The organism is Geobacillus kaustophilus, assembly GCF_000948285.1.
Lineage (GTDB): Bacteria > Bacillota > Bacilli > Bacillales > Anoxybacillaceae > Geobacillus > Geobacillus thermoleovorans_A.
In genome coordinates this window covers 301,920-326,115 of sequence record NZ_JYBP01000003.1, presented here as the reverse complement: position 1 = coordinate 326,115, position 24,196 = coordinate 301,920, and the positions used below count along the sequence as shown (strand labels likewise).

Here is a 24,196-nt window from a genome sequence, read left to right as displayed (position 1 = left end):
TTCGTTGTCAATCGTTCGCCTTGCCGCCGTTTCCTTTGGCTAGACGAGCTTTTTCTCCGAGCGATCCATAGCCGCTGGCAGCAGCGCGGGGCCGCGGCGGAGCGCCTCTTCCCCGAACACATGGACGAGCACTTCCTCGAGGCGGCGGACGGCGATGATTTGAATGCCGCTGACATCACCTAGCAACGATTGCATATTCTCAATCGGGATGATGACTTTTTTCGCCCCGGCTTGTTTGGCCGCTTTGATTTTGGCGAACACGCCGCCGACCGGTTTCACAGAGCCGCGGATGCTGATTTCTCCGGTCATCGCAACCGTATGATCCACCGGCAGCTGGTAAATGGCGGAATAAATGCCGACCGCAATCGCCACCCCGGCTGAAGGGCCATCAACCGGCGCGCCGCCTGGAAAGTTGACATGAAGGTCGTAGCGGTCCGCCGGCACCCCCATCGCCCGCAACACCGTAATGACGTTTTCCGCCGAGCCTCGCGCCATGCTTTTTCGCCGCACCGATTTTTCTGCGCTGCCGATGCTTTCCTCCTCGACAATGCCGGTGACATTGATCGATCCTTTTCCTTTCGCCGGCAGGGCGGTCACCTCAATTTCCAACAGCGCGCCGGTGTTCGGGCCGTACACGGCAAGCCCATTGACGACGCCGACCGCCGGGGCGGACGCAATTTTCTTCTCACAGCGCGGAGTCATTTGGCTCGATTGAATGACCCATTCGATATCTTTGTCCAAAATGTTTTCTCGGTTTTCCGTGATGGCCAGGCCAGCGGCAATTTGCATCATGTTGACTGCCTCCCGCCCGTTGCGCGCATAGGCGGCAAGGAGACGGATGCCGCTTTCTGACACGTTCAAGCGAATTTTTTCCGCCGCCTTTTTGGCGATCAAGGCGATTTCATCTTGATCGAGTTCACGGAAAAACACTTCTAGACAGCGGGAGCGAATGGCCGGAGGAATTTCGTTCGGCGTGCGCGTCGTCGCCCCGACAAGCCGGAAATCTGCCGGCAGCCCATTTTGAAAAATATCGTGAATATGGCTTGGGATTTGCGGATTTTCTTTGCTGTAATAGGCGCTTTCAAAAAACACTTTCCGGTCCTCGAGCACTTTCAATAACTTGTTCATTTGGATCGGGTGGAGTTCGCCGATTTCGTCGATGAATAAGATGCCGCCGTGGGCGTTCGTCACCGCCCCTTGCTTCGGCTGGGGGATGCCGGCTTGCCCCATCGCCCCGGCCCCCTGGTAAATCGGGTCGTGCACCGAGCCGATGAGCGGGTCGGCGATGCCGCGCTCGTCAAAGCGCGCCGTCGTCGCGTCAAGCTCCACGAACACCGCATTCTTCTGAAACGGGGAGAGGGGATTTTTTTTCGCTTCCTCAAGCACGAGCCGAGCAGCTGCCGTCTTGCCAACGCCGGGCGGCCCGTAAATGATGACATGTTGCGGGTTGGGGCCGCATAAAGCGGCTTTTAACGCCTTGATGCCGTCTTCCTGACCGACGATGTCGTCAAAACTTTTCGGCCGCACTTTTTCCGCCAGCGGCTCGGTGAGCGAAATCGAACGCAGCTTGCGGAGCTGTTCCATCTCTTTGCGCGACTCTTTATCGATCGAAACTTTTTGCACACGCTGCCCTCTTAGCAAATTCCAAAAATAAAGGCCAATGATGACCCCGAAAAACAGCTGGATGACTAGTACGATGTTCGTCCAATCCATGCCCCGATATCCTCCTGCCTTTAGATGGTATGTAGTATGATAGTATCTCCGCGAACTGGCGGGAATAAACAAAAAAAGCGCCGACCGGCGACTAGGGCATGGGCGGCAAAAAAAGAAACCGCCGAAAAAAGGCGGTTTTCCCATCAGGCAGATGTTTTCCGTTCCAGCTCGATGACGGTGCCATCATGGCGGATCAGCGTCGGCGGCTTTGTGCCGCGCACCGTATCGAGCGTGATGATGCACTTTTGCACATCTTCGCGCGACGGCAGCTCAAACATCACATCGAGCATAATCCCTTCGATGATGGAGCGAAGGCCGCGCGCCCCCGTTTTCCGCTCAATCGCTTTTTTCGCGATTTCACGGAGCGCCGCTTCTTCAAACTCGAGCTCAACGCCGTCAAGCTCAAGCATTTTTTGGTATTGCTTCACAATGGCATTTTTCGGTTTCGTCAAAATGTCGATCAACGCCTGCTCGTCGAGCGGCTCGAGCGTCGTAATGACCGGAAGGCGGCCGATGAACTCCGGAATCAGTCCGAATTTGAGCAAGTCTTCCGGCAGCACTTTCGACAACAAGTTTTTCTCGTCGACATCCGTCTGGTTCATTTCCGCGCCAAAACCGATCACTTTTTTGCCGAGGCGACGCTTGATGATCGGCTCAATGCCATCAAACGCTCCGCCGCAAATGAACAAAATGTTCGTCGTATCGATTTGAATGAATTCTTGGTGCGGATGTTTGCGGCCGCCCTGCGGCGGAACGCTGGCAATGGTGCCTTCTAAAATTTTCAACAGCGCCTGTTGCACCCCTTCGCCGGATACGTCGCGAGTGATGGAAGGGTTTTCTGATTTGCGGGCGATTTTGTCAATTTCATCGATGTAAATAATGCCTTTTTCCGCCCGTTCCACATCATAATCGGCCGCCTGAATGAGCTTCAGCAAAATGTTTTCGACGTCTTCGCCAACATAACCGGCCTCTGTAAGCGAGGTGGCATCGGCGATGGCAAACGGCACGTTCAAAATGCGCGCCAATGTTTGCGCGAGCAGCGTTTTCCCGCTTCCGGTCGGCCCGATCATCAAAATGTTGCTTTTCGACAGCTCGACATCATCGATTTTGCTGCCGGAATTGATTCGCTTGTAGTGGTTGTAAACCGCAACAGCGAGCGATTTTTTCGCCTCGTCTTGGCCGATGACGTACTCATCTAAAATTTCCCGAATCTCAACCGGCTTCGGCACATCTTTAAATTCAAATTCTTCTTCATTGCCGAGCTCCTCTTCCACAATTTCCGTGCACAGCTCAATGCACTCGTCGCAAATATAAACCCCCGGACCGGCGACCAGCTTTCGCACTTGGTCCTGCGTTTTGCCGCAGAACGAGCATTTCAACTGCCCTTTTTCATCATTGAATTTAAACATGTCATCCACCCCTTGCCAACGAAATCGCGCCTGCTTATGTATCCATTTCCGCCATCACGTATGTCGCCAGAACGTATGTATTCGCTATTTTACCATACATGTTCCTGATAAAGCGAATGAAAAAACTGCCTTCCGTCTAGAAAAGTTTTCAAATTGCTGTTCAGGCCCCATGGTTGTGGATAAAGAACAAGGCACGAACATCTCGCGCCTTGTTCTCTCCTTAAGATATATTATGCCGCAACCTTGCTGTGCTCTACAAGAAAATCGACTGTTTTCCGCCATTTCAAATCTTCTTTGACGCCATCCAAGCTGCCGAGCAGCTCTTTCAATTTGTCCACGCTCAGCTTGTAGGCTTCCGCCATTTTTTCAAGCTCTTCGTTCACTTCCTCATCCGTGACCTCAATGTTTTCAGCTTTCGCGATCGCCTCAAGCGTCAGCGCCGCGCGCACCCGTTTTTCGGCATCCTCTCTCATTTGCTCGCGCAACGCCGCTTCATCTTGCCCGGAGAACTGATAGTACAGCTGCAAGTTCAGCCCTTGCATTTGCAGGCGTTGATCAAACTCGCGAAGCATCCGGTCAGTTTCGTTTTTGATCATAACCTCTGGAATGTCCATTTCTGCGTTAGCCGCCGCTTTTTCGACAACCGCGTTGCGCAAGGCCGTCTCCGCCTCGTTCTTTTTCGCCTCTTCCAGCCGGGCGCGGATTTTCGCTTTCAACTCATCAAGCGTCTCCACTTCTTCATCGACGTCTTTCGCAAACTCATCGTCGAGCGCCGGCAGCTGCTTCGCTTTCACTTCATGCACTTTCACTTTGAACGTCGCCGGTTTGCCGGCCAATTGCTTCGCATGGTATTCTTCCGGGAACGTGACTTGAATCTCCATTTCTTCACCGGCTTTCATGCCGACAAGCTGTTCCTCAAACCCTGGAATGAACGTTCCAGAGCCGATTTCAAGCGAATAGTTTTCCGCCTTGCCGCCTTCAAACGGCTCACCGTCGACAAACCCTTCGAAATCGATGACGGCCGTATCGCCGTTTTCCACCGTTCCGTCCTCTTTGACGACAAGTTCAGCATAGTTTTCTTGCAAACGTTTCAATTCGTTTTCCACATCTTCGTCCGTCACCGTCGCATCCATTTTTTCCACTTCAAGCCCTTTGTATTGGCCGAGCTTCACTTCCGGTTTGACGGTCACTTTCGCCTTGAAAATCAAGCTTTTGCCTTTTTCCATTTGCTCAATATCGATCTCCGGCAGCGATACCGGTTCAATGCCCGCCTCTTCAACAGCTTTCGCATATGCTTCCGGAAGCAAAATGTCGAGCGCATCTTGATAGAGCGCTTCAACGCCGAACCGTTTTTCAAACAAAACGCGCGGCACTTTCCCTTTGCGGAAGCCCGGGAGCGTGATGTTTTTCACCACTTTTTTAAACGCGGCGTCTAAGCCTTCGTTCACTTTCTCAGCGTCGACCTCAACGGTCAATACACCTTCGTTCCCTTCAAGCTTTTCCCATTTGACTGACATCCTTGTTCCCTCCACCTGGAATCATTGCTCGGACCATAAACCCGATTGTCCATGATCCTTTTATGATATCCCATTATGTAGCACATTATGCGAAAACAGATACATAGCACAGCCATTATATTATAACATACAAAAGACATGTTTCAATAGAGAACGAGCGATTAGAAAAAGGAAAGTCTCTCTATTTCGTTCAGCTTTTTGCAAAGCCCGACCATCTCTGATGCCTCGACGCCGTAGCGGACAGCCAATGTATCGGCGTCAACGTCCAATCCTTGAAACCGGCTCGCCATCCAATGGAGGGCCGCAAGCCAAGCCGCCGCATCGGCCGGCTCCGGTGGAAACGGGTACAATACATAAGCATAGCGAAGCCAAATGTCTGCCGCCGTTTCATATAAGCTCGGGCTTTCCGCCGCGAGCTGCTGTTCAAGCAGACCCAGCAGCGATGAAGCAAATTCCGTTTCCGTCTGTTCGTCCAACGCTGACGGGACGACCTCCATGCAACGGCCAAATTTTTCAACCGTCACCGTTTCGTTGACTCGCTTCCCTGTCAATAGGCGAAGAAGCATCGTTTTTGCCATCGGGCTTTTTTCCGGTGCGCGTAAATATTGCTTGAGCAACGGCAACACCGGCTCGATGTCTTCTTTTTCCAGCTGTTTAATCAGTTGCAACTGCTCAGCAATGTCCTCGGACTCAAGCAGCCGTCTCACCCGCTTCCACTCCGCAGGCGGAAGCGTGCGGGCGTTCATTTTTTCACTGAATCGCAGCAGCTGGCGAAGCTGTTCGCGCAACGAAACGGATAGCGACGGACGGCGCAAGGCGTCGCGGATCACCGTTTCTGCCTTGTTGTATCGGTTCGTTTGCAACAGCACGGCGAGATACATTTGCAACAGATCGCTGTTGTTCGGCTGTTCGTCAAGCAAGGCGGCGAGGCGCCGCTCCGCCTCATCGTATTCCCCAAGCTCGCAGCAGCAGACAGCAAGCCCAAGCTGGATGGGGAAGCTGTCATCACCAAGCTGCTCAGCCGCGCACAAAAAGCGGAACGCTTCTTTGTAGCGTTTCGCTTCAAGTGCAGCAAACGCCTCTTCCATCAGCCGTTCTTTCATTTGCGGAAACATGATGATTTTTCCTTTTTTTCCGGCCATCTTCGCCCGCTCCTATGTGTGTTTACCACAAGTGTAACAAGTTTTCTTAGCCGAAACAAGCCGACCCTTTGGGCACTTGCTGCAGCCGTCCGTTTTCTTCATCCTCCTATATGCAAAACAAAGAGGCTGTTCCTGCCAAAATAACGGCGGAACAGCCGATTTTTGCCGTCACGCTGCACCGCAAAAGACAGACGCTTACGGCCGCGGTCTATGCTGTTGTTCATACGCTTGAATATACGGTTCATATACAAACGTTAAATCAATTTCGTCCCATCCTTTTAGCAACAGCTGTTTTCGATACGGGTCGATGTCAAACGGACGTGAAAATCCTTCATCGTCAAATACCCGCTGCTCCTCGAGCGAAACGGTCAGTTCATAGTCTGCGCGCTCGCTTTGGCGCAGCAAGTAGCGGACATCCTCTTTATCCAGCCGGATCGGCAACAGCCCATTTTTTAAGCAGTTGTTGTAAAAAATGTCGGCAAACGATGGGGCAATGATTACGCGGAATCCGTAATCTTGCAGCGCCCACGGCGCATGTTCGCGCGATGAACCGCAGCCGAAGTTTTCGTCAGCAACCAAAATCGTCGCCCCTTCGTTTTCCGGGCGGTTGAGCTCAAACTCCGGATTTGGCGTGCCGTCGCTCAAATACCGCCAATCGTAAAAGAGAAACTGGCCAAAGCCGGTGCGTTCAATCCGTTTCAAAAACTGCTTTGGAATGATTTGATCGGTATCAATATTCGCCCGATCGATGCCGGCGGTTTTTCCACGGTGAATCGTAAACGGCTTCATTGTCCCTTCTCCTTCCATTCGATGTATCGTTCGCAGCAAGGCTGTATCGTCTTCCAATGCCCAGCGAGCGGAGATGGCCGCTTCATCTGTTTGTCACCGAACCGGCTCGGCTTCAAACTGTCGCACATCGACAAAATGTCCGTAAATCGCAGCCGCCGCTGCCATCACCGGGCTGACGAGATGCGTGCGCGCCCCTTTTCCTTGCCGCCCTTCAAAGTTGCGGTTCGACGTTGACGCACAGTGCTCGCCTTCTGGGATGATGTCCGGGTTCATGCCCAAACAGGCGCTGCAGCCGGAGTCGCGCCATTCAAAACCGGCGTCGATGAAAATTTGCGCCAACCCTTCCGCTTCGGCTTGTTTTTTCACTTGCTGCGATCCAGGCACGACGAGCGCCCGCACGCCCGGAGCCACTTTTTTCCCTTTCACGATGCTCGCCGCTGCCCGCAAATCGCTGAGGCGCGAGTTGGTGCACGAACCGATGAAGACGTGCTGCACCGGAATATCCGTAATCGGCGTGCCCGGCTCAAGCCCCATGTACTCAAGCGCCCGGCGCACCGCGTTTTGCTCTGTTTGGCTTTCAAATTGCTCGGGATGCGGCACGACGCCGTCGACCGATGTGCTCATCGCCGGATTCGTCCCCCACGTCACCATTGGAGCGATCGTTGACGCGTCGATTTCAATCGTTTTGTCGTACTCCGCCCCCTCATCGCTGGCAAGCGCCCGCCACCGTTCCACCGCCTTGTCAAACTCCTCGCCTTTTGGCGCATATTTGCGGCCGCGCAAATAGGCAAACGTCGTTTCATCCGGGCTGATGAGGCCGGCTCTCGCCCCAGCTTCAATCGACATGTTGCAAATCGTCATTCTCTCTTCCATCGACATGCGTCGGATCGCTTCACCTGTAAATTCGATAATATAACCGGTGCCGACGCCAACGCCATAGCGGCCGATAATGGCCAAGATGACATCTTTGGCGGTCACTCCTTTGACGAGGCGGCCGTTGATGCGGATTTGCAGCGTTTTCGGCTTATGCTGCCAAAGCGTTTGCGTCGCCAGCACGTGCTCGACTTCGCTCGTGCCGATCCCAAACGCCAAGGCGCCAAACGCCCCGTGCGTCGACGTATGGCTGTCGCCGCAAACGATTGTTTTTCCCGGCTGGGTCAACCCAAGCTCCGGGCCGATGACGTGGACGATCCCTTGCTCTTCACTGTGCAGATCGGCGAGCGGAATGCCAAACTCGCGGCAGTTGCGCTCAAGCGCGGCAATTTGGTTGCACGCCACTTCGTCGGTAATCACAAATCGGTTAACGGTCGGCACGTTATGGTCCATCGTCGCAAAGGTCAAATCCGGCCGCCGCACCTTCCGCCCTTTTTGCCGCAATCCTTCAAATGCTTGCGGCGAGGTCACTTCATGCACTAAGTGCAAATCGATATACAATAAATCCGGTTTGCCTTCTTCGCGGTAGACGACGTGGTTTTCCCAAATTTTATCGATGATCGTTTTCGGTTTCATTGGCTTTCACCTCGCACGTCTTAGGCATAAACGGTCATAATTTGCGCAATGGCCGTATAATCCAGCACCGCCGTTTTGATTTCTTCGACCATTTCATTCGTTGATACGATGCGGCCGCCGCTTGGCGCCAAGTCGGCGGTGCGCAAACCTAGGGCGAGCGTCTGCCGTACCGCGTGCTCGACCGCCTCCGCTTCCGCGGTGAGCCCAAACGACAGGCGGAGCATCATCGCCGCTGACAAAATCGCCGCAATCGGATTGGCTTTGTTCATGCCGGCAATATCAGGCGCTGAACCGTGCACCGGCTCATACAAGCTCGGCCCGGAGGCGGATAAGCTGGCCGACGGCAGCATCCCGAGCGAACCGGACAACATGGAGGCTTCATCGCTTAAAATGTCGCCAAACATGTTTTCCGTCACAATGACGTCAAACTGCTTCGGCGCGCGGATGAGCTGCATCGCCGCATTGTCAACAAGCATATGCTCAAGCGTGACGTCCGGAAACTGTTTCGCCACCTCTTCGGCCGCTTCCCGCCATAGACGGCTTGACGAAAGGACGTTCGCCTTGTCGACCGAAGTCACTTTTTTCTTCCGCCCGCGTGCAAGCGTAAACGCCATGCGGACGATCCGTTCGATTTCTTCCTTTTTATATAGCAAGGTGTCGACCGCTTTTTCTTCGCCGTTTTCGACGACGCGGCCGCTCGGCTGGCCGAAGTAAATGCCGCCGGTCAGCTCGCGGACGATGACAAAATCGATGCCTTGCACGAGATCCGGTTTTAACGGCGAAGCGGAAACCAAACTGTCATAGCAAACAACCGGCCGCAAGTTGGCATATAAGTCGAGCTGCTTGCGAATGGCAAGCAATCCTTTTTCCGGACGCAAATGCGGAGGGTTGTCATCCCACTTCGGACCGCCGACCGCCCCAAGCAGCACCGCATCGCTTTCCCGGCAAAGACGGAGCGTTTCTTCGGGGAGCGGCGTCCCCGTCTCATCGATCGCCGCTCCGCCGATCAATCCATATTCAAACGTAAACTCGTGGCCAAACCGGATGCCGACCGCTTTCAATACCTCGACCGCTCCGGACGTCACTTCTTTGCCGATGCCATCCCCTGGCAAGACGGCAATCCGATAGTTTCCCATTCTGAATCCCCCCGTTTTATGGTGTTGCCACTTTCTCGTTTTCGCCGCGCATCGCTTCTATCATAAACACACGATTGATGGCGTTGATGTACGCTTTCGCCGATGCTTCCAACACGTCTTGTGCGGTGCCGCGACCGCTCGTCTCGATGTCATGGGCGCGCACTTTGACGAACACTTGCGCCAATGCATCGCGGCCGCCGCCGACCGATTCGATCCGGTAGTCAAGCAGCGTCACCGTCGTTTGGAAACAGCGCTCCAACGTATTGTACAGCGCCTCGACGCTGCCGGCGCCGGTCGCCGCTTCTTGAATTTTGTTTCCTTTCCCGTCTTTCAGTACAACAACCGCTGTCGGAATTTGATTCGTCCCGTATTGCACTTGAATGGAAGACAATTGATAAAAATCTTTGAAGTGGTCGAACTTCTCTTCGAAAATCAACGCGATTAAATCGTCATCGGTAATGTCTTTCTTTTTGTCAGCCAATTCTTTAAAGCGGATGAACAGTTGATTGATTTCTTCATCGGACAACGTGTAGCCGAGCTCCTCAACCCGGTTGCGGAGCGCATGGCGGCCGGAATGTTTGCCGAGCACCATCGAATTCGACGGCACGCCGACAAGTTCTGGCGAAATGATTTCGTACGTCGTTTTTTCCTTTAAGACGCCGTCTTGATGAATGCCTGATTCATGCGCAAACGCGTTTTTGCCGACGACCGCCTTGTTCGGCGGAACGACCATCCCGGTCAACTTGCTGACAAGATTGCTTGTGCGCTTAATTTCCTGCAAATTGAGGCGCGTTTCCACTTGATAGTAGTCTTTGCGGATGTGAAGGGCGACAGCGATTTCCTCAAGCGCCGCATTGCCGGCCCGCTCGCCGATGCCGTTGATCGTGCACTCGACTTGCGTCGCTCCATGTTCAATGGCCGACAGCGAGTTCACCACCGCCATGCCCAAGTCATCATGACAATGAGCGGAGAGTGAAACATTTTCAATATTCGGAACATTGTTTTGCAAATAGAGGAAAATTCCCCCGTATTCTTTCGGCGTAATATAGCCGACCGTATCCGGAATGTTGATGACCGAAGCGCCGGCTTTGATCACTTCGGCGACGATTTTCGCCAAAAACGGCAGCTCGCTGCGGCACGCATCTTCCGCCGACCATTGGACGATCGGGAAAAAGCGCTTCGCGTATTTCACCGCTTCAACCGCCGCTTCAATCACTTGTTCCGGCGTCATCCGCAATTTATGCACCATATGGATCCGCGAGGTGGCGATGAATAGGTGGAGCCGCGGCTCCGCGCCGCCTTTTAACGCCTCCCACGCCGCATCAATGTCGCTTCGGACCGAGCGCGACAGCCCGGTGACCGAGCATGCTCTCACCGTTTCAGCAATTTGTTTGACCGCCTCAAAATCGCCTTTCGATGAGGCGGGGAAACCCGCCTCGATGATGTCAACCCGCAGCCGTTCAAGCTGACGGGCAATTTCCAACTTTTCTTGCAAATTCAAGTTCACTCCAGCAGATTGTTCCCCATCGCGCAACGTTGTATCAAAAAACTTAATTTTTCGCACCTGGCACCACCGCCTCGATTTGTTTTGCCTTCACAAACGGCATCATGCTTCGCAGTTCGCGTCCGACAATCTCAATCAAATGCTCATTCTCACGCCGGTTGATGGCGTTGAACTCCGGACGGTTCGCTTGGTTTTCCAAAATCCAGCTCTTCGCGAATTTTCCTGTTTGAATGTCATGCAGCACCTTTTTCATTTCCGCTTTCACAGCATCGTTAATAATGCGCGGGCCGGTGATAAAGTCACCCCATTGGGCCGTATCGGAAATCGAATAGCGCATCCACGACAAACCTCCTTCGTAAAGGAGATCGACGATGAGCTTCATCTCATGCAAACACTCGAAATAGGCAACTTCCGGCTGATACCCGGCTTCAACGAGCGTTTCAAACCCGGCTTTGATGAGCGCCGTCAGCCCGCCGCACAGCACCGCTTGTTCACCGAACAAGTCAGTTTCCGTCTCTTCTTTGAACGTTGTCTCCAACACCCCGGCTCGAGTAGCGCCGATCGCTTTCGCGTAGGCGAGCGCCGTTTCTTTCGCGTGTCCGGTCACATCTTGGTAGACAGCGATGAGCGCGGGTACGCCCGCTCCTTCCGCATACGTGCGCCGCACGAGATGGCCTGGGCCTTTCGGCGCAACCAAGAAGACGTCAACATGATTCGGCGGGACGATTTGGCTGAAATGGATGTTAAAGCCGTGCGCAAACACAAGCGCATTGCCTGGCTCGAGTTCCGGCTCGATTTCCTCTTTGTACACAACCGGCTGCTTTTCATCCGGCAGCAACACCATGACGATATCAGCCTGCTTCGCCGCTTCGCGGACTGAATACACCTCAAATCCGTCTTGTTCTGCTTGCCCCCACGATTTTCCTTTCCGCAGTCCGACGATGACGCGGACACCGCTGTCGCGCAAGTTTTGCGCATGGGCGTGGCCTTGCGAGCCGTAACCGATGATCGCGACCGTTTTCCCTTGCAAGTATTGTTCGTTTGCATCCCCATTATAGTAGACTTTTGCCATGATTACCCTCTCCTTTGTCCTGTAGTGGAAATGTTGGTCAATAAACGGCGCGAACGCTGCGGTTGCGCCATTATTGCGCATGGGCGCGGTTTTGTACGATGGTTGTTAAATGATAAACGCCGTTTTCTGGTTCGCCGCCGCTTTTTGCGATCCGCGGGTGAACGCGGTCGTTCCCGTGCGCGCTACTTCCTTAATGCCGTATGGGCGCAACAGTTCAATCAACGCCTCGACTTTTTCCGGCTCGCCGGTCACTTGAATGACGAGGCTGTCTTTGCTTACGTCGACGATCGAGGCGCGGAACGGCTCGATGAGCGTGTAAATTTCTTGGCGGATCGCCGGGGGAGCGGCAGCTTTAATGAGCGCCAGCTCGCGGGCGACGATCGCTTGGTCGGTGATGTCATTCACCTTCAACACATCAATCTGCTTGTTCAGCTGCTTAATGATTTGCTCCGCCGTCCGTTCATCGTCAACGTTGACGACGAACGTCATCCGCGAAATGCCCTCGATTTCCGTATGCCCGACCGTAATGCTTTCGATATTGTAATGCCGCTTCGTAAACAACCCGGTAATGCGGTTTAAGACGCCGGGGCGGTTGTTGACAGTCATCGTGATGATTCTTCGCATGCTTTCACCCCCACCATTTCATGAAGCCCTTTGCCGGGCGCCACCATCGGATAGACGTTCTCGTCGGCGCGGACATGGAAATCAAGCAGCACCGGGCCGTTGATGGCAAACGCCTGTTTTAACACTTCGGCCGCCTCTTCTTCCGTCTTCGCCCGCATCCCCAGCATTCCGTACGCTTCGGCAAGCTTGACGAAATCCGGCTGATTCGGAATGAGCGAATGGGAGTACCGTTTGTCATAGAACAGCTCCTGCCATTGCCGCACCATGCCGAGCGCCTGGTTGTTGACGATGACGATTTTGATCGGCAGCCTTAGCTCCTGAATGACTGACAGTTCTTGGAACGTCATTTGGAAGCCGCCATCGCCGACGATCGAAACGACCGTAGCGCTTCGGTCGGCGAGCTGGGCGCCGATCGCTGCCGGAAGCCCGAAGCCCATCGTGCCGAGCCCCCCGGACGTCACCCACCGGTGCGGCCTGTTGAACTTGTAATATTGCGCCGCCCACATTTGATGCTGACCGACGTCTGTCGTCACGATCGCCTCGCCATTCGTCAATTCGTAAATCATCTCGATGAGCTTTTGCGGCTTGATCGTACCGGCCTCCGGCTCATAATGGAGCGGGAAGCGCCGCTTCCATTCGTCAAGCTGCGCGAGCCACGCCGCGTTGTCCGCCGGCTTGCCTTGCTGGGCGATCAGCTCTTGCAAGGCGGCTTTCGCATCGCTGACAATCGGGATTTTCGTCGGCACGTTTTTGCCGATTTCCGCCGGATCGATGTCGATATGGGCGACGGTCGCTTTTGGCGCAAAATATTTTAAATTGCCGGTGACCCGGTCATCGAAGCGGGCGCCGATATTGATGAGCAAATCGCATTCATACAGCGCCATATTCGCCGTATACGTGCCGTGCATGCCCGCCATGCCTAAGAAAAGCGGGTGATCCGCTGGGAAGCCGCCAAGGCCAAGGAGCGTATGAACGACTGGAATGCTTTGCTGCTCGGCGTATTGCCGCAATTCATCGGCCGCATTGGCGTGCAAGATGCCAGCGCCGGCTAAAATGACCGGCCGCTTTGATTGGCTGACCGCCTCGACAAGCCGGCGGATTTGCCAATGGTTCGGCTGCGTCGTCGGCTGGTAGCCGGGCAAGTGAACGTCTTGATCGTAATCAAACTCCCCTTCGGCCGTCGTAATATCTTTCGGAATATCGATCAACACCGGTCCGGGTCGCCCGGTCGTCGCAATGTGAAACGCCTCTTTAATGATTCTCGGCAGCTCGCTGATGTCGCGCACTTGATAGTTGTGTTTCGTAATCGGCATCGTAATGCCGACAACGTCCGCCTCCTGAAACGCATCCGAGCCGATGACGCTCGTGGCCACTTGCCCGGTAAAGACGACGAGCGGCAGCGAATCCATCATCGCGTCGGTCAACCCGGTGACGATGTTGGTCGCTCCTGGGCCAGAGGTGGCGATGACGACCCCCGGTTTTCCAGAAATGCGCGCATATCCTTCCGCCGCATGGATGGCCCCTTGCTCATGCCGCGTCAGCACGTGGAACACGCCGGCTTTATACAACTCGTCATACAGCGGGAGCACCGCCCCGCCCGGGTAGCCGAAAATGACTTCGACTTTTTCTTCCTTGAGCGCTTCAATGAGCATCAGCGACCCGCTCATTCTCGCCTTCGTCTTCGCTTTTTCTTGTTCCTCGACTTTCATTTTTGCCATCGTCCATCCTCCCTGTGATTTGTCCTCCATATAAAAAACCTTTCCGCCCACGATGGCTGGTATTTCCAGCCAAAGGGGCGAAAAGGTTTCCTTTCCGCGGTACCACCCTTCTTCACGGCCATGACAGCCGCCTCAGGAGCGGCCAGCCGAAGCCGGCCGCTCATTTTGGTAACGAGTGAAGCGCGCGTCTCCACTCGTCCAGCCCTACTAGCCGTCCGGCGTTCAGGCTGGCGCTCAGAGGTGAGTTCATCAAGCGGCAACATCACCGGTTCGCAGCTACCCCGGCTCTCTGTGGATGTTGATCCCGCTGACTACTTATCCTCGTCAACGCTTTTTCGCTATCCACTTGTCATGGACGATCAACCGACATTGGCGTTCGTCGGATACACCTTTACTCCTTCGACGACCACGCGGCGGCGGAATTCTTCAAGCAACCGCTTTGTATGCGGTCCCGGCGTCCCGTCGCCGATCGTCCGGCCATCGACTTTGATGACGGAAATGACTTCGGCCGCCGTCCCCGTCAAAAACACTTCATCAGCAATATAGACGTCATGGCGGGTAAACGGCTCCTCTTTCACCGTATAGCCGAGATCCTCCGCAATTTCGATGATTGCTTGGCGCGTAATGCCTTCAAGCGCCCCGACATACCCAGGCGGGGTGTAAATGACGCCGTTTTTGATGATGAAAACGTTGTCCCCCGAACCTTCCGCGACATAGCCTTGATCGTTTAAGATCAGCGCTTCGCTTACATTCGCCAAATGCGCCTCGATTTTGACAAGCACGTTGTTTAGGTAGTTGAGCGATTTGACTTTCGGGCTCAGCACATCGGAGCGGTTGCGGCGCGTCGCCACCGTCACCACTTCAATGCCCGTTTCATATAAATGTTTCGGGAAGAGCGCGAGCGGCTCGACGATAATCACGATTTGCGGCGTTTTGCATTTGTACGGATCAAGTCCTAAATCACCGACCCCGCGCGAAATGACCAGGCGGATGTACGCATCGTGATAGCCGTTGCGGCGGATCGTTTCGAGCACGTGGCCAATCATTTCTTCCTTCGTGTACGGAATGTCGAGCAAAATCGACTTCGCCGAGTTGTATAGCCGATCTATATGTTCTTCAAGGCGGAATACGTTGCCGCTATAGACGCGAATCCCTTCAAATACCCCGTCGCCATACAAAAATCCATGGTCATACACGGAAATTTTGGCGTTTTCTTTTGTCACAAATTCTCCGTTTAAAAAGATCCATTGTTCGCCCACTTCGGTTCCCCTCTTCCTTGATCAGTCAACAGTTGCTTTGAACGGCTCGATGATGTGTTTGAGTCGTTTCTCTTATTTGAAAATTATAATAATCCGAAACCTCCGCGCCGTCAATAACGTTTTTTGAAAATTTTGATTGATCAAACTATTTGAATGCGCTTACATTATGATAGAATCAAGGGTTTGCAGATTCAAAAAAATTTTTTCTTTCTTGGCCGGCCCATAGAAGGCGGACGCGTTCTAACCGCCAAAGACGAAAAACAAAAAAATAGCGGACGTTTTGTCCGCTTAGATCGAAAAAGTTCGTTCCATTCCGGGAACGGGCTGCCCATTCACTTTATAAAATTGGACATGCGCGCGCCCGCCGCCGATGGTCAACACCGCGTACGTTTTTTCTTTTCTTCCGCGCGGCAAAGCAATGCTGCCGGGGTTGATGAACAACAGCCCATTCATTTGCTCGGCGCCGGCCAAATGCGAGTGGCCGAAACAAACGACGTGAGCCCCTGTTTCTTGCGCGCGATAGGATAAACGCAAAAGCGACGTTTTCACCCCGTATAAATGGCCATGGGTGACAAACAACCGAACGCCGCCCACCTCTTCGATGCGCTCAGCAGGAAACGCGGCGAAATCGCAGTTGCCGCGCACGACGGCAAATGGGGCGATCTCGTCCGCCCCCACCTCCAACTCCGAGTCGCCGCAATGGATAAACAAATCCGTTTCATGGTGATGACGGTTAACAATGTCAGCAAGTTCGGCAGTCAGCCCATGGCTGTCGCTCACAATCACCGCCTTCATTCCGTCCGCCCCTTTCCACCGACGATCTCCTCCCACTGCTCATCGAGCTTCGTCAGCGCCTTGGCGCGATGACTGATTTGATTTTTTTCCTCCGGCGCAAGCTCCGCCATCGTTTTTCCCCGCTCCGGAAGGTAAAAAACAGGATCATAGCCAAAGCCCCCCTCCCCACGCGGCGCTTCGGCGATATAACCATCGCATGTCGCTTCGACGACGGCGGTCGGCCGCCCTGGAATCGCGACGGCGAGCGCGCAATGAAAGCGAGCCGTGCGCTGCTCCATCGGCACCCCGTCAAGCTCGCGAAGCAGCTTGGCGATGTTGCGTGCATCGTTTTTATCTTCCCCGGCGTAACGGGCCGAATGAACGCCCGGCCGGCCGCCGAGCGCATCGACCACGAGCCCGGAATCATCGGCGATCACCGGCCGCTTTAGACGGCGCGACGCCGCTTCTGCTTTGAGCACGGCATTTTCCGCAAACGTGCTTCCCGTTTCTGCGACATCCGGAATATCTGGAAAATCAAGCAACGATTTCACACGGATGCCCCGCTTGGCGAACAAAGCGGTGAATTCGCGCGCTTTGCCGGCGTTTTTGGTCGCAATGACAATCTCCTTCACTCTGCCGCCCCCTCTCCGCATGCCTCGTTCTGCCCGCCGATCTGAGCAGCCCACTCCCCCAATGCGCGGCGCTGAACGGCGATGAGCTGCTCGATGCCTATTTGCGCCGCTTCAAGCAATTCATCGAGCTCGGCGCGTGAAAAAACCGCTTCCTCTCCGGTCCCTTGAATCTCAACAAATTGACCGGCTCCGGTCATGACGACGTTCATATCCACTTTCGCCCGCGCATCCTCGTTGTAATCTAAATCAAGAATCACCCCATGCTCCGGATCGATGCCGACCGAGGTAGCGGCGAGAAAATCGCGGATCGGAAGCGCCTCGAGCCTCCCTTCTTCCACCAGTTTGGCAAGCGCCAACACAAGCGCCACATACGCACCGGTGATCGACGCCGTCCGCGTTCCGCCATCCGCCTGAATGACGTCGCAATCGATCCAAATGGTCCGCTCACCAAGCTGTTCAAGATCAACAACCGAGCGAAGCGCACGGCCGATTAAGCGCTGAATTTCCATCGTCCGCCCCGACACTTTTCCTTTGCTCGCTTCCCTCACATTCCGCTGCTCTGTCGCCCGCGGCAGCATCCCATATTCGGCCGTAATCCATCCTTTGCCGCCGCCGCGCATAAACGACGGCACTTTCTCTTCGACCGTCGCCGTGCAAATGACTTTCGTGTCGCCGACTTCAATGAGCACCGACCCTTCAGCGTGCTTCATGTAATGCGGGTGTATATGTACAGGGCGCAGCTCGCAACTGCTTCGTCCGTCCGCTCTCATCAACTGAGTCCTCCTTTTCTCCATCTTCAACGAAATGCCAGACACCGCATTTCTTTCCACCTAGCGAAAAAAAGAAAGAGGCGGAATACGTTTCCACCTCTTTGTTATACCATAACGTCCTATTCGTTTCCAGCCTGTCAGCGCCGACCGGTTAAAATGTCCCGGTATTGACGTTTTGCGGCCGAGCGACCGGTTTGGTGAGCGGCTTGCCGTCTTCCGTGACAAGATTGGCTTTGCCATTGACTGTGATCGCCACGCTTTCGACTCCTTTTTGCTCAGTGAGCGACAAAACGAGGGAATTCAACACGACGTCGGAAATGACATTTTTCTTGTTGCTGCCATAAATGCCTTCGTTAAAGTTAAGCGTCACTTTGCCATCCTCATATTTCGGGGCATCGACAAGCTTCGCGTCCGGCTGAAAAACGCCGACAAGCCCGCTCCCTTGTTCCGGCCCTTGAATCAACTCGTTGACGGCCGCGGCAATATCATCTTTCTCCTTATTGGACACACGCCTTGTCACCGGCACATAGTATGTGCTGTTCCCTTGTTGGGCGACAAAATAAACGGTGATCGGATGCGTATTCGTAATGTCTGGCACGCCGCTCGCTTCCATATTGATACCGTCGGCGCGGCTTACCCCATCTTGAATCGGCGTTTTATTGACCGGCATCACGTTTTGATCGTAGCCGTTGATGCGGATTTTGACGCGCTTGATATTATCAAATTGCGTCAATGTCCACGTAATCGCCTGCAAAATTCGTTTTTCGTCCTCCGGCTTATAGTTTTTAAATTCCGGCGAAAAGTCGGCGATCAACGTTCCGTCTTTTTCCAATTTTGTTCCAAGCACCGTCGTTCCGGCCGTAATGACCGCGCGGAAGCCGTTCGGCAACATTTCTGACACGGGTCCGTCTTCAACCAAATATTCGAGCACTTGTTTCGCCACGGCCTGCGTTTTCGGCAATTCCACTGTTTGCGGCACGACAAAGCCGTTTTTGTCAATCAAGTACAGCTCTCTTTTCACCGTCTCGGCGGCCTTCGCTTTCTCTTTCCCTTCCTTTTGGCTTTCCGTCGTTTCCTGAAGCGCTTGGCCGTCTTTGACATAACTCGTCTCTTGCGGCGGATCGATCTCCTTCACCGCCTCATCTCGCCCAAACAAACCGCAGCCGCCAAGCAACAACAGCGAGGCGAGCAGCGGCGCCGCCCATATGTGAGTCGTCCGTTTCATTGACGTTCCCTCCTACTCGTAGTTTGTACTACTATGTATACGAGCCGTTTTCCAAAATAGAATAAAAAAATCCTTTAGCGCATGGACGCTAAAGGATTGGTTGGTTACAGCCGAATCGCTTCGACCGTGCCGATCGGCTTGCCAAACCACTTCCCGGAAATCTTTTCAAACAGCTCTTTCGGCCCGGTCGTGAAAAACAAATGCTTCGGTTCGCGCTCGCCGGTGTAAAGGAGCTGGCTGTGGTGCAAAATCGCGCTCACTTCACGAGCCGTCTCACCGCCCGAGCCAATGAGCTTCACGCGTTTGCCCATATACGTGCGAATGAGCGGCGCGAGCAACGGATAATGCGTGCAGCCTAAAATCAGCACATCGATCGGCAGCGGACGGAGCGGAGCGAGCGATTCGGCGACGATCGCCATCGCCTCCTGCCCTTCAAAGTCGCCGCTTTCCACAAGCGGAACGAATTTCGGACAGGCCAAGCTCTCGACTTGGACGCGCGGATTGATTGATTGAAGCGCCTTTTCATACGCTCGGCTTCGGATCGTGCCAATCGTGCCGATGACGCCGATGTGCCCGCGCCTAGTCGCTTTCAGGGCGGCGCGGGCGCCGGGATGAATGACGCCAAGCACAGGAATGTCAAGCTTCGCCCGCACGTCGTCAAGCGCGACCGCCGTCGCGGTGTTGCAGGCGATAACAAGCATTTTCAACGGATATTGCCGCAAGTAATCGATCATTTGCCACGTAAATCGGCGGACTTCTTCCACCGGCCGCGGCCCGTACGGGCAACGGGCGGTGTCGCCTAAGTAAATAATTTGTTCTTTTGGCAGCTGCCTCATAATTTCTTTGGCGACGGTCAAACCGCCGACTCCTGAGTCAATGACACCAATTGCTCTTTCCAAGTGATCGCCTCATTCTTTCGTCATTTCTTGATGCAATTTGCGCAAACAACGCTCAAAGACGACGATTTCCTCGTCTGAAAAACTTTCCAACACATTGGCTAGATCGCGCTGGCGTTTCTCAATGACTTCTTCGATAATGCGTTCCCCTTTTTCGAGCAGGTGGATGCGGACGACGCGGCGGTCGTGTTCATCACGGACTCTGGCGACAAGTCCGTTCCGCTCCATGCGGTCGACCAAGTCGGTCGTCGTGCTGCACGCCAAATACATTTTGTTCGATAACTCGCCGACCGTCAAGTCCCCTTCTTCAAGCAGCCACTGCAGGGCGACAAATTGCGGTGGGGTGATCGGATAGTTGGTCAAAATTTCACGGCCGCGCTGTTTCAAATTTGCGGCGATATAACGAAGCAATTTTTCCAGCTCGGCGACCGTTCTTTCATTCATCGCAGACGGCATACCATCTCTCCTTGATCGTTTCCGCGGCCAGCCTCAAACGGCGGCTTGCATCGACGGCTATTCTTACTTTTCATTTTACAACACCGGCAAAGATAATCAACAAAAAAAATGCGGCGGCCGCCGCGGACGAAGACCGGACGGGCGCCAACCCTCGTCCGGCCGCAAGAGAACATAACAGCCGGCTGTCCAACAAGGAAAGCCGGCATCGTTTATAGTTCAAGTTCGCCCATTCGAAGCAATTCAATGACAGCTTGCGAGCGCCCCTTGACCCCAAGCTTTTGCATCGCGTTCGAAATATGGTTGCGAACGGTTTTCTCGCTGATAAACAGCTCTTTGGCGATCTCTTTTGTCGTCTTGTCTTGCACAAGCAATTCGAAAACTTCTTTTTCTCTTTTTGTCAAAAGCGGCTTCGATTGAAACGATTTGTCCTTCAACGGTTGTAACCCTCCTTGCTCTCAATGGGCCCGAACTGCCGGATGGGTATTTCCTCGCCATATCGTATGTGAGAGCAAGGGCGTCGGTGACGAAAAATTGCTTATCTAATAGAAAAATGTGTCTTTTTTTCTTCATCTTTCGGTTCGCCGGAGACGGTTGGCTTCCACTTGTCCAGCCAAACAAAAAATCCCCCTCATATCAATTCGAATGAAGGGGATTTTGATTGTGCCGCTACACTTCATCGCTGCCAAAGAAATCGCGGAACATTTGAATCGTCGTTTCGCGGTTTAACGCCGCGATCGACGTCGTCAACGGAATGCCTTTCGGGCACGATTGCACGCAGTTTTGCGAGTTGCCGCAGTTGGCCAATCCGCCGTCGCCCATAATCGCCCGCAACCGTTCGGCTTTATGCATCGCCCCGGTCGGGTGGGCGTTAAACAGCCGCACTTGCGACAGCGGCGCTGGGCCGATAAAATTCGACTTGCTGTTGACGTTCGGGCACGCTTCAAGGCAGACTCCGCACGTCATGCATTTCGACAGCTCGTACGCCCATTGCCGCTTCCGCTCCGGCATGCGCGGACCCGGGCCCAAGTCGTACGTTCCGTCGATTGGAATCCATGCTTTCACTCGCTTCAACGCATCAAACATCCGGCTCCGGTCGATGACCAAATCGCGGATGACAGGGAATGTGCGCATCGGCTCGAGGCGGATCGGCTGCTCAAGTTTGTCAATGAGCGCGGCGCACGCTTGGCGCGGCTTGCCGTTAATGACCATCGAACAGGCGCCGCACACTTCTTCGAGACAGTTCATTTCCCAAGCGACCGGCGTCGTTTTTTCCCCTTTGGCGTTGACTGGATTGCGGCGGATTTCCATGAGCGCCGAAATGACGTTCATGTTCGGGCGGTACGGAATGACAAACTCCTCTTCATACGGCGCAGAATCCGGACGATCTTGGCGCATGATGATCAATCGAACCGTTTTGTTCTCGCTCATCTTACTTCACTTCCTCTTTCTTTTTGCTGTAGTCGCGCTTGCGCGGTTTAATCAACGAGACGTCAACGTCTTCATAATGGAACGCCGGACCATCTGGCGTGTAGCGGGCCATCGTCGTTTTCAGCCATTCTTCGTCGTTGCGCTCCGGAAACTCCGGCTTGTAGTGCGCGCCGCGGCTTTCATTGCGATGGTAAGCGCCAAGCGTAATGACTCGTGCAAGCTGCAGCATGTTGTACAGCTGGCGGATAAACGTCGCTCCTTGGTTGCTCCATCTCGACGTATCCGTGACGCTGATGTTTTTATACCGCTCCATCAGCTCTTGAATTTTTTCATCCGTCTTCAACAGCCGGTCGTTGTAGCGGACGATCGTCACGTTCGCCGTCATCCATTCACCGAGCTCTTTATGCAGTACATAGGCGTTTTCCGTGCCGTCCATCGCCAAAATGTTCTCCCATTTTTCCTGCTCCCGTTTCACATAGCTGTCGTACAACGTCGACGGCATCGCATCCGCCGATTTCTCGAGGCCGCGGATGTAGCGGACAGCGTTCGGGCCGGCGACCATTCCGCCGTAAATCGCCGACAGAAGCGAGTTCGCCCCGAGGCGGTTCGCCCCGTGAATCGAATAGTCGCACTCGCCGGCGGCAAACAGCCCTTTGATGTTCGTCATTTGGTCATAGTCGACCCATAAGCCGCCCATCGAGTAGTGAACGGCCGGGAACACCTTCATCGGCACTTTGCGCGGGTCTTCGCCCATGAACTTCTCGTAAATTTCAATAATGCCGCCAAGCTTAACATCCAACTCTTTCGGATCTTTATGCGACAAATCCAAATACACCATGTTTTCGCCGTTGATGCCGAGCTTCAAATCGACGCAGACGTGGAAAATTTCCCGTGCGGCGATGTCGCGCGGCACCAAGTTTCCGTAAGCCGGATATTTTTCCTCAAGGAAGTACCACGGTTTCCCGTCTTTATACGTCCAAATGCGTCCGCCTTCCCCGCGCGCCGATTCGCTCATAAGACGGAGCTTGTCATCGCCCGGAATGGCGGTCGGATGAATTTGGATGAACTCGCCGTTCGCGTAGTAAACGCCTTGCTGATAGGCGATCGAAGCCGCCGAACCGGTGTTGATCACCGAGTTCGTCGATTTCCCAAAAATGATCCCCGGCCCGCCGGTCGCCAAAATGACGGCATCGGCTGGAAACGCTTTGATTTCCATGGACCGCAAATCTTGTGCGACGATGCCGCGGCAAATTTGCTCGTCATCCAAAACGACGCCTAAAAACTCCCAATGCTCGTACTTCGTGACGAGCCCAGCCACTTCATGGCGGCGCACCTGTTCATCAAGCGCATACAAAATCTGCTGGCCAGTCGTGGCTCCAGCATAGGCGGTCCGGTGATGCTGCGTCCCCCCGAAACGGCGAAAATCAAGCAACCCTTCCGGCGTCCGGTTGAACATGACGCCCATCCGATCGAGCATGTAAATAATCCCCGGCGCCGCTTCACACATCGCTTTGACCGGAGGCTGGTTCGCCAAGAAGTCCCCGCCATAGACGGTGTCGTCAAAATGCTCCCACGGCGAGTCGCCTTCCCCTTTCGTGTTGACCGCTCCGTTAATGCCGCCTTGGGCACAGACGGAGTGAGAACGCTTTACCGGAACGAGTGAAAACAGTTCGACAGGCACTCCTGCCTCGGCGATTTTAATCGTGGCCATCAAGCCGGCCAATCCGCCGCCAACAACGATGATTTTCCCTTTTTTCATAGCTACTCACTCCCTAATAGATTGCTGCTTTTGCTTGCATGCCGCACATTTTGCCTTGCCGGCCCGCCATCGACCAAGCGATCGTTCGGCGAACGGCTAAGACGCGATCTGTCACGAGCCAACGCAGCGGTTCATCGTCGAATCGTTCCCTAGGAATGGAACGCTTGTCTTACGCAAACGCCAAAATGGCGCGAATGCCGACAATGGAAAGCGCAACGAAAATGATCATCGTAATGTACGTAAACACTTGCTGCGAACGAGGGGACACTGTCAACCCCCAGCTGACGCAGAACGACCATAAGCCGTTGGCGAAGTGAAAGACCGTGGACAAGATCCCAACAATATAAAATCCGAGCATAAACGGATTGTCGACAATGTTGGCCATCATATCGTAGTTCACTTCGGCGCCCAATGCGGCTTGCACCCGCGTTTCATACACATGCCAGACGACAAAAATCAATGTAATGATGCCGGTGATCCGCTGAAGCATGAACATCCAGTTGCGGAAATAGCCGTACTGGCGAGTGTTGAATTTGGCTGTAAACGCGATATAAATGCCGTATACAGCGTGGAACAACAATGGAAGAAAAATAACAAAAATTTCAAGAAAATAGCGGAACGGCAAGTTTTCCATAAACGCCGCCGCCCGGTTAAACGCTTCCGGCCCACGGGTCGCAAAATGATTGACGACCAAGTGCTGCACTAAAAAGATGCCGACGGGAACAACCCCCAGCAGCGAATGGAGCCGGCGATAGTAAAACTCGCGATTCCCTGCCATTATGTAAACCCCCTTCAATTGAATAAAAAATATATCCCTCTCGCTCGCCATGCGGAAACGGAAGCGCCTTCCATTCCCTTATTCGC

General features: G+C 54.0%; 22 protein-coding genes and 1 other annotated feature. All 22 genes read right to left on the bottom strand.

Features of this window, described 5'->3' with window-relative positions:
• Window positions 1–39: 39 nt before the first annotated feature.
• Window positions 40–1,713, bottom strand: coding sequence for an ATP-dependent protease LonB (gene lonB, locus LG52_RS02125; protein WP_044730668.1), 1,674 nt, complete (start codon window positions 1,711–1,713; stop codon window positions 40–42).
• A 143-nt stretch (window positions 1,714–1,856) separates the two neighbouring features.
• Window positions 1,857–3,122, bottom strand: a complete 1,266-nt coding sequence (gene clpX / locus LG52_RS02120; protein WP_044730667.1) for an ATP-dependent protease ATP-binding subunit ClpX — start codon at window positions 3,120–3,122, stop codon at window positions 1,857–1,859.
• Between the two features lie 230 nt (window positions 3,123–3,352).
• Window positions 3,353–4,639, bottom strand: a complete 1,287-nt coding sequence (gene tig, locus LG52_RS02115; protein ID WP_044730666.1) for a trigger factor — start codon at window positions 4,637–4,639, stop codon at window positions 3,353–3,355.
• Between the two features lie 161 nt (window positions 4,640–4,800).
• Window positions 4,801–5,781 carry a tetratricopeptide repeat protein gene (locus LG52_RS02110; protein ID WP_044730665.1) on the bottom strand — a complete coding sequence of 327 codons (981 nt, stop codon included), beginning with the start codon at window positions 5,779–5,781 and terminating at the stop codon, window positions 4,801–4,803.
• Window positions 5,782–5,976: 195 nt separating this feature from the next.
• Entirely contained in the window at window positions 5,977–6,570 is a 594-nt protein-coding gene (gene leuD / locus LG52_RS02105; RefSeq protein WP_044730664.1) for a 3-isopropylmalate dehydratase small subunit, read from the bottom strand.
• 93 nt (window positions 6,571–6,663) lie between these two features.
• On the bottom strand, window positions 6,664–8,079 hold the full coding sequence (leuC, locus tag LG52_RS02100; RefSeq protein WP_044730663.1) for a 3-isopropylmalate dehydratase large subunit: 1,416 nt from the start codon (window positions 8,077–8,079) through the stop codon (window positions 6,664–6,666).
• Between the two features lie 20 nt (window positions 8,080–8,099).
• Complete coding sequence (gene leuB, locus LG52_RS02095) at window positions 8,100–9,215, bottom strand: 3-isopropylmalate dehydrogenase (protein WP_044730662.1); 1,116 nt, start codon at window positions 9,213–9,215, stop codon at window positions 8,100–8,102.
• 16 nt (window positions 9,216–9,231) lie between these two features.
• A complete protein-coding gene (locus tag LG52_RS02090; protein WP_044730661.1) occupies window positions 9,232–10,779 on the bottom strand; it encodes a 2-isopropylmalate synthase in 1,548 nt (515 codons plus the stop codon).
• The gene (gene ilvC / locus LG52_RS02085; protein ID WP_044730660.1) at window positions 10,766–11,791 is read right to left on the bottom strand and encodes a ketol-acid reductoisomerase; all 1,026 of its coding nucleotides are present in this window, start codon (window positions 11,789–11,791) and stop codon (window positions 10,766–10,768) included. The genes LG52_RS02090 and ilvC overlap by 14 nt, the downstream gene beginning before the upstream one ends.
• 105 nt (window positions 11,792–11,896) lie before the next feature.
• Window positions 11,897–12,415: an acetolactate synthase small subunit gene (gene ilvN, locus LG52_RS02080; protein WP_044730659.1), complete on the bottom strand. Its 519-nt coding sequence runs from the start codon at window positions 12,413–12,415 to the stop codon at window positions 11,897–11,899.
• A complete protein-coding gene (ilvB, locus tag LG52_RS02075; protein ID WP_044730658.1) occupies window positions 12,394–14,133 on the bottom strand; it encodes an acetolactate synthase large subunit in 1,740 nt (579 codons plus the stop codon). Before ilvB ends, ilvN begins: the two co-directional genes overlap by 22 nt.
• Window positions 14,134–14,203: 70 nt before the next feature.
• Window positions 14,204–14,470 (bottom strand) — a binding site (T-box leader).
• 22 nt (window positions 14,471–14,492) lie between these two features.
• Window positions 14,493–15,392 carry a branched-chain-amino-acid transaminase gene (gene ilvE, locus LG52_RS02065; RefSeq protein WP_044730657.1) on the bottom strand — a complete coding sequence of 300 codons (900 nt, stop codon included), beginning with the start codon at window positions 15,390–15,392 and terminating at the stop codon, window positions 14,493–14,495.
• 288 nt (window positions 15,393–15,680) lie between these two features.
• Window positions 15,681–16,187: a metallophosphoesterase family protein gene (locus LG52_RS02060; RefSeq protein WP_044730656.1), complete on the bottom strand. Its 507-nt coding sequence runs from the start codon at window positions 16,185–16,187 to the stop codon at window positions 15,681–15,683.
• On the bottom strand, window positions 16,184–16,798 hold the full coding sequence (locus LG52_RS02055) for an XTP/dITP diphosphatase (protein ID WP_044730655.1): 615 nt from the start codon (window positions 16,796–16,798) through the stop codon (window positions 16,184–16,186). Before LG52_RS02055 ends, LG52_RS02060 begins: the two co-directional genes overlap by 4 nt.
• Window positions 16,795–17,568 (bottom strand): ribonuclease PH, encoded by a 774-nt coding sequence (gene rph, locus LG52_RS02050; protein ID WP_044730654.1) that lies wholly within the window; start codon window positions 17,566–17,568, stop codon window positions 16,795–16,797. Before rph ends, LG52_RS02055 begins: the two co-directional genes overlap by 4 nt.
• A gap of 151 nt (window positions 17,569–17,719) precedes the next feature.
• Entirely contained in the window at window positions 17,720–18,793 is a 1,074-nt protein-coding gene (locus LG52_RS02045) for a GerMN domain-containing protein (RefSeq protein ID WP_044730653.1), read from the bottom strand.
• A gap of 104 nt (window positions 18,794–18,897) precedes the next feature.
• The gene (gene racE / locus LG52_RS02040) at window positions 18,898–19,692 is read right to left on the bottom strand and encodes a glutamate racemase (RefSeq protein WP_044730652.1); all 795 of its coding nucleotides are present in this window, start codon (window positions 19,690–19,692) and stop codon (window positions 18,898–18,900) included.
• Window positions 19,693–19,701: 9 nt separating this feature from the next.
• Complete coding sequence (locus LG52_RS02035; RefSeq protein ID WP_044730651.1) at window positions 19,702–20,145, bottom strand: MarR family winged helix-turn-helix transcriptional regulator; 444 nt, start codon at window positions 20,143–20,145, stop codon at window positions 19,702–19,704.
• 209 nt (window positions 20,146–20,354) lie between these two features.
• Window positions 20,355–20,579: a helix-turn-helix domain-containing protein gene (locus LG52_RS02025; RefSeq protein ID WP_008881129.1), complete on the bottom strand. Its 225-nt coding sequence runs from the start codon at window positions 20,577–20,579 to the stop codon at window positions 20,355–20,357.
• Window positions 20,580–20,811: 232 nt separating this feature from the next.
• A complete protein-coding gene (gene sdhB, locus LG52_RS02020) occupies window positions 20,812–21,573 on the bottom strand; it encodes a succinate dehydrogenase iron-sulfur subunit (RefSeq protein ID WP_044730649.1) in 762 nt (253 codons plus the stop codon).
• Window position 21,574: 1 nt separating this feature from the next.
• Window positions 21,575–23,332 carry a succinate dehydrogenase flavoprotein subunit gene (gene sdhA / locus LG52_RS02015; protein WP_011232146.1) on the bottom strand — a complete coding sequence of 586 codons (1,758 nt, stop codon included), beginning with the start codon at window positions 23,330–23,332 and terminating at the stop codon, window positions 21,575–21,577.
• Window positions 23,333–23,501: 169 nt separating this feature from the next.
• Window positions 23,502–24,110, bottom strand: coding sequence for a succinate dehydrogenase cytochrome b558 subunit (locus LG52_RS02010; RefSeq protein WP_044730648.1), 609 nt, complete (start codon window positions 24,108–24,110; stop codon window positions 23,502–23,504).
• Window positions 24,111–24,196 lie beyond the last annotated feature (86 nt).

What these genes read in the sequence shown, in the direction of transcription:
- lonB (WP_044730668.1), bottom strand. Translation starts at nt 1,713, where the DNA reads ATGGATTGGACGAACATCGTACTAGTCATCCAGCTGTTTTTCGGGGTC.
- clpX (WP_044730667.1), bottom strand. Translation starts at nt 3,122, where the DNA reads ATGTTTAAATTCAATGATGAAAAAGGGCAGTTGAAATGCTCGTTCTGC.
- tig (WP_044730666.1), bottom strand. Translation starts at nt 4,639, where the DNA reads ATGTCAGTCAAATGGGAAAAGCTTGAAGGGAACGAAGGTGTATTGACC.
- LG52_RS02110 (WP_044730665.1), bottom strand. Translation starts at nt 5,781, where the DNA reads ATGGCCGGAAAAAAAGGAAAAATCATCATGTTTCCGCAAATGAAAGAA.
- leuD (WP_044730664.1), bottom strand. Translation starts at nt 6,570, where the DNA reads ATGAAGCCGTTTACGATTCACCGTGGAAAAACCGCCGGCATCGATCGG.
- leuC (WP_044730663.1), bottom strand. Translation starts at nt 8,079, where the DNA reads ATGAAACCGAAAACGATCATCGATAAAATTTGGGAAAACCACGTCGTC.
- leuB (WP_044730662.1), bottom strand. Translation starts at nt 9,215, where the DNA reads ATGGGAAACTATCGGATTGCCGTCTTGCCAGGGGATGGCATCGGCAAA.
- ilvC (WP_044730660.1), bottom strand. Translation starts at nt 11,791, where the DNA reads ATGGCAAAAGTCTACTATAATGGGGATGCAAACGAACAATACTTGCAA.
- ilvN (WP_044730659.1), bottom strand. Translation starts at nt 12,415, where the DNA reads ATGCGAAGAATCATCACGATGACTGTCAACAACCGCCCCGGCGTCTTA.
- ilvB (WP_044730658.1), bottom strand. Translation starts at nt 14,133, where the DNA reads ATGGCAAAAATGAAAGTCGAGGAACAAGAAAAAGCGAAGACGAAGGCG.
- LG52_RS02060 (WP_044730656.1), bottom strand. Translation starts at nt 16,187, where the DNA reads ATGAAGGCGGTGATTGTGAGCGACAGCCATGGGCTGACTGCCGAACTT.
- rph (WP_044730654.1), bottom strand. Translation starts at nt 17,568, where the DNA reads ATGAGAGCGGACGGACGAAGCAGTTGCGAGCTGCGCCCTGTACATATA.
- LG52_RS02045 (WP_044730653.1), bottom strand. Translation starts at nt 18,793, where the DNA reads ATGAAACGGACGACTCACATATGGGCGGCGCCGCTGCTCGCCTCGCTG.
- LG52_RS02035 (WP_044730651.1), bottom strand. Translation starts at nt 20,145, where the DNA reads ATGCCGTCTGCGATGAATGAAAGAACGGTCGCCGAGCTGGAAAAATTG.
- sdhB (WP_044730649.1), bottom strand. Translation starts at nt 21,573, where the DNA reads ATGAGCGAGAACAAAACGGTTCGATTGATCATCATGCGCCAAGATCGT.
- sdhA (WP_011232146.1), bottom strand. Translation starts at nt 23,332, where the DNA reads ATGAAAAAAGGGAAAATCATCGTTGTTGGCGGCGGATTGGCCGGCTTG.
- LG52_RS02010 (WP_044730648.1), bottom strand. Translation starts at nt 24,110, where the DNA reads ATGGCAGGGAATCGCGAGTTTTACTATCGCCGGCTCCATTCGCTGCTG.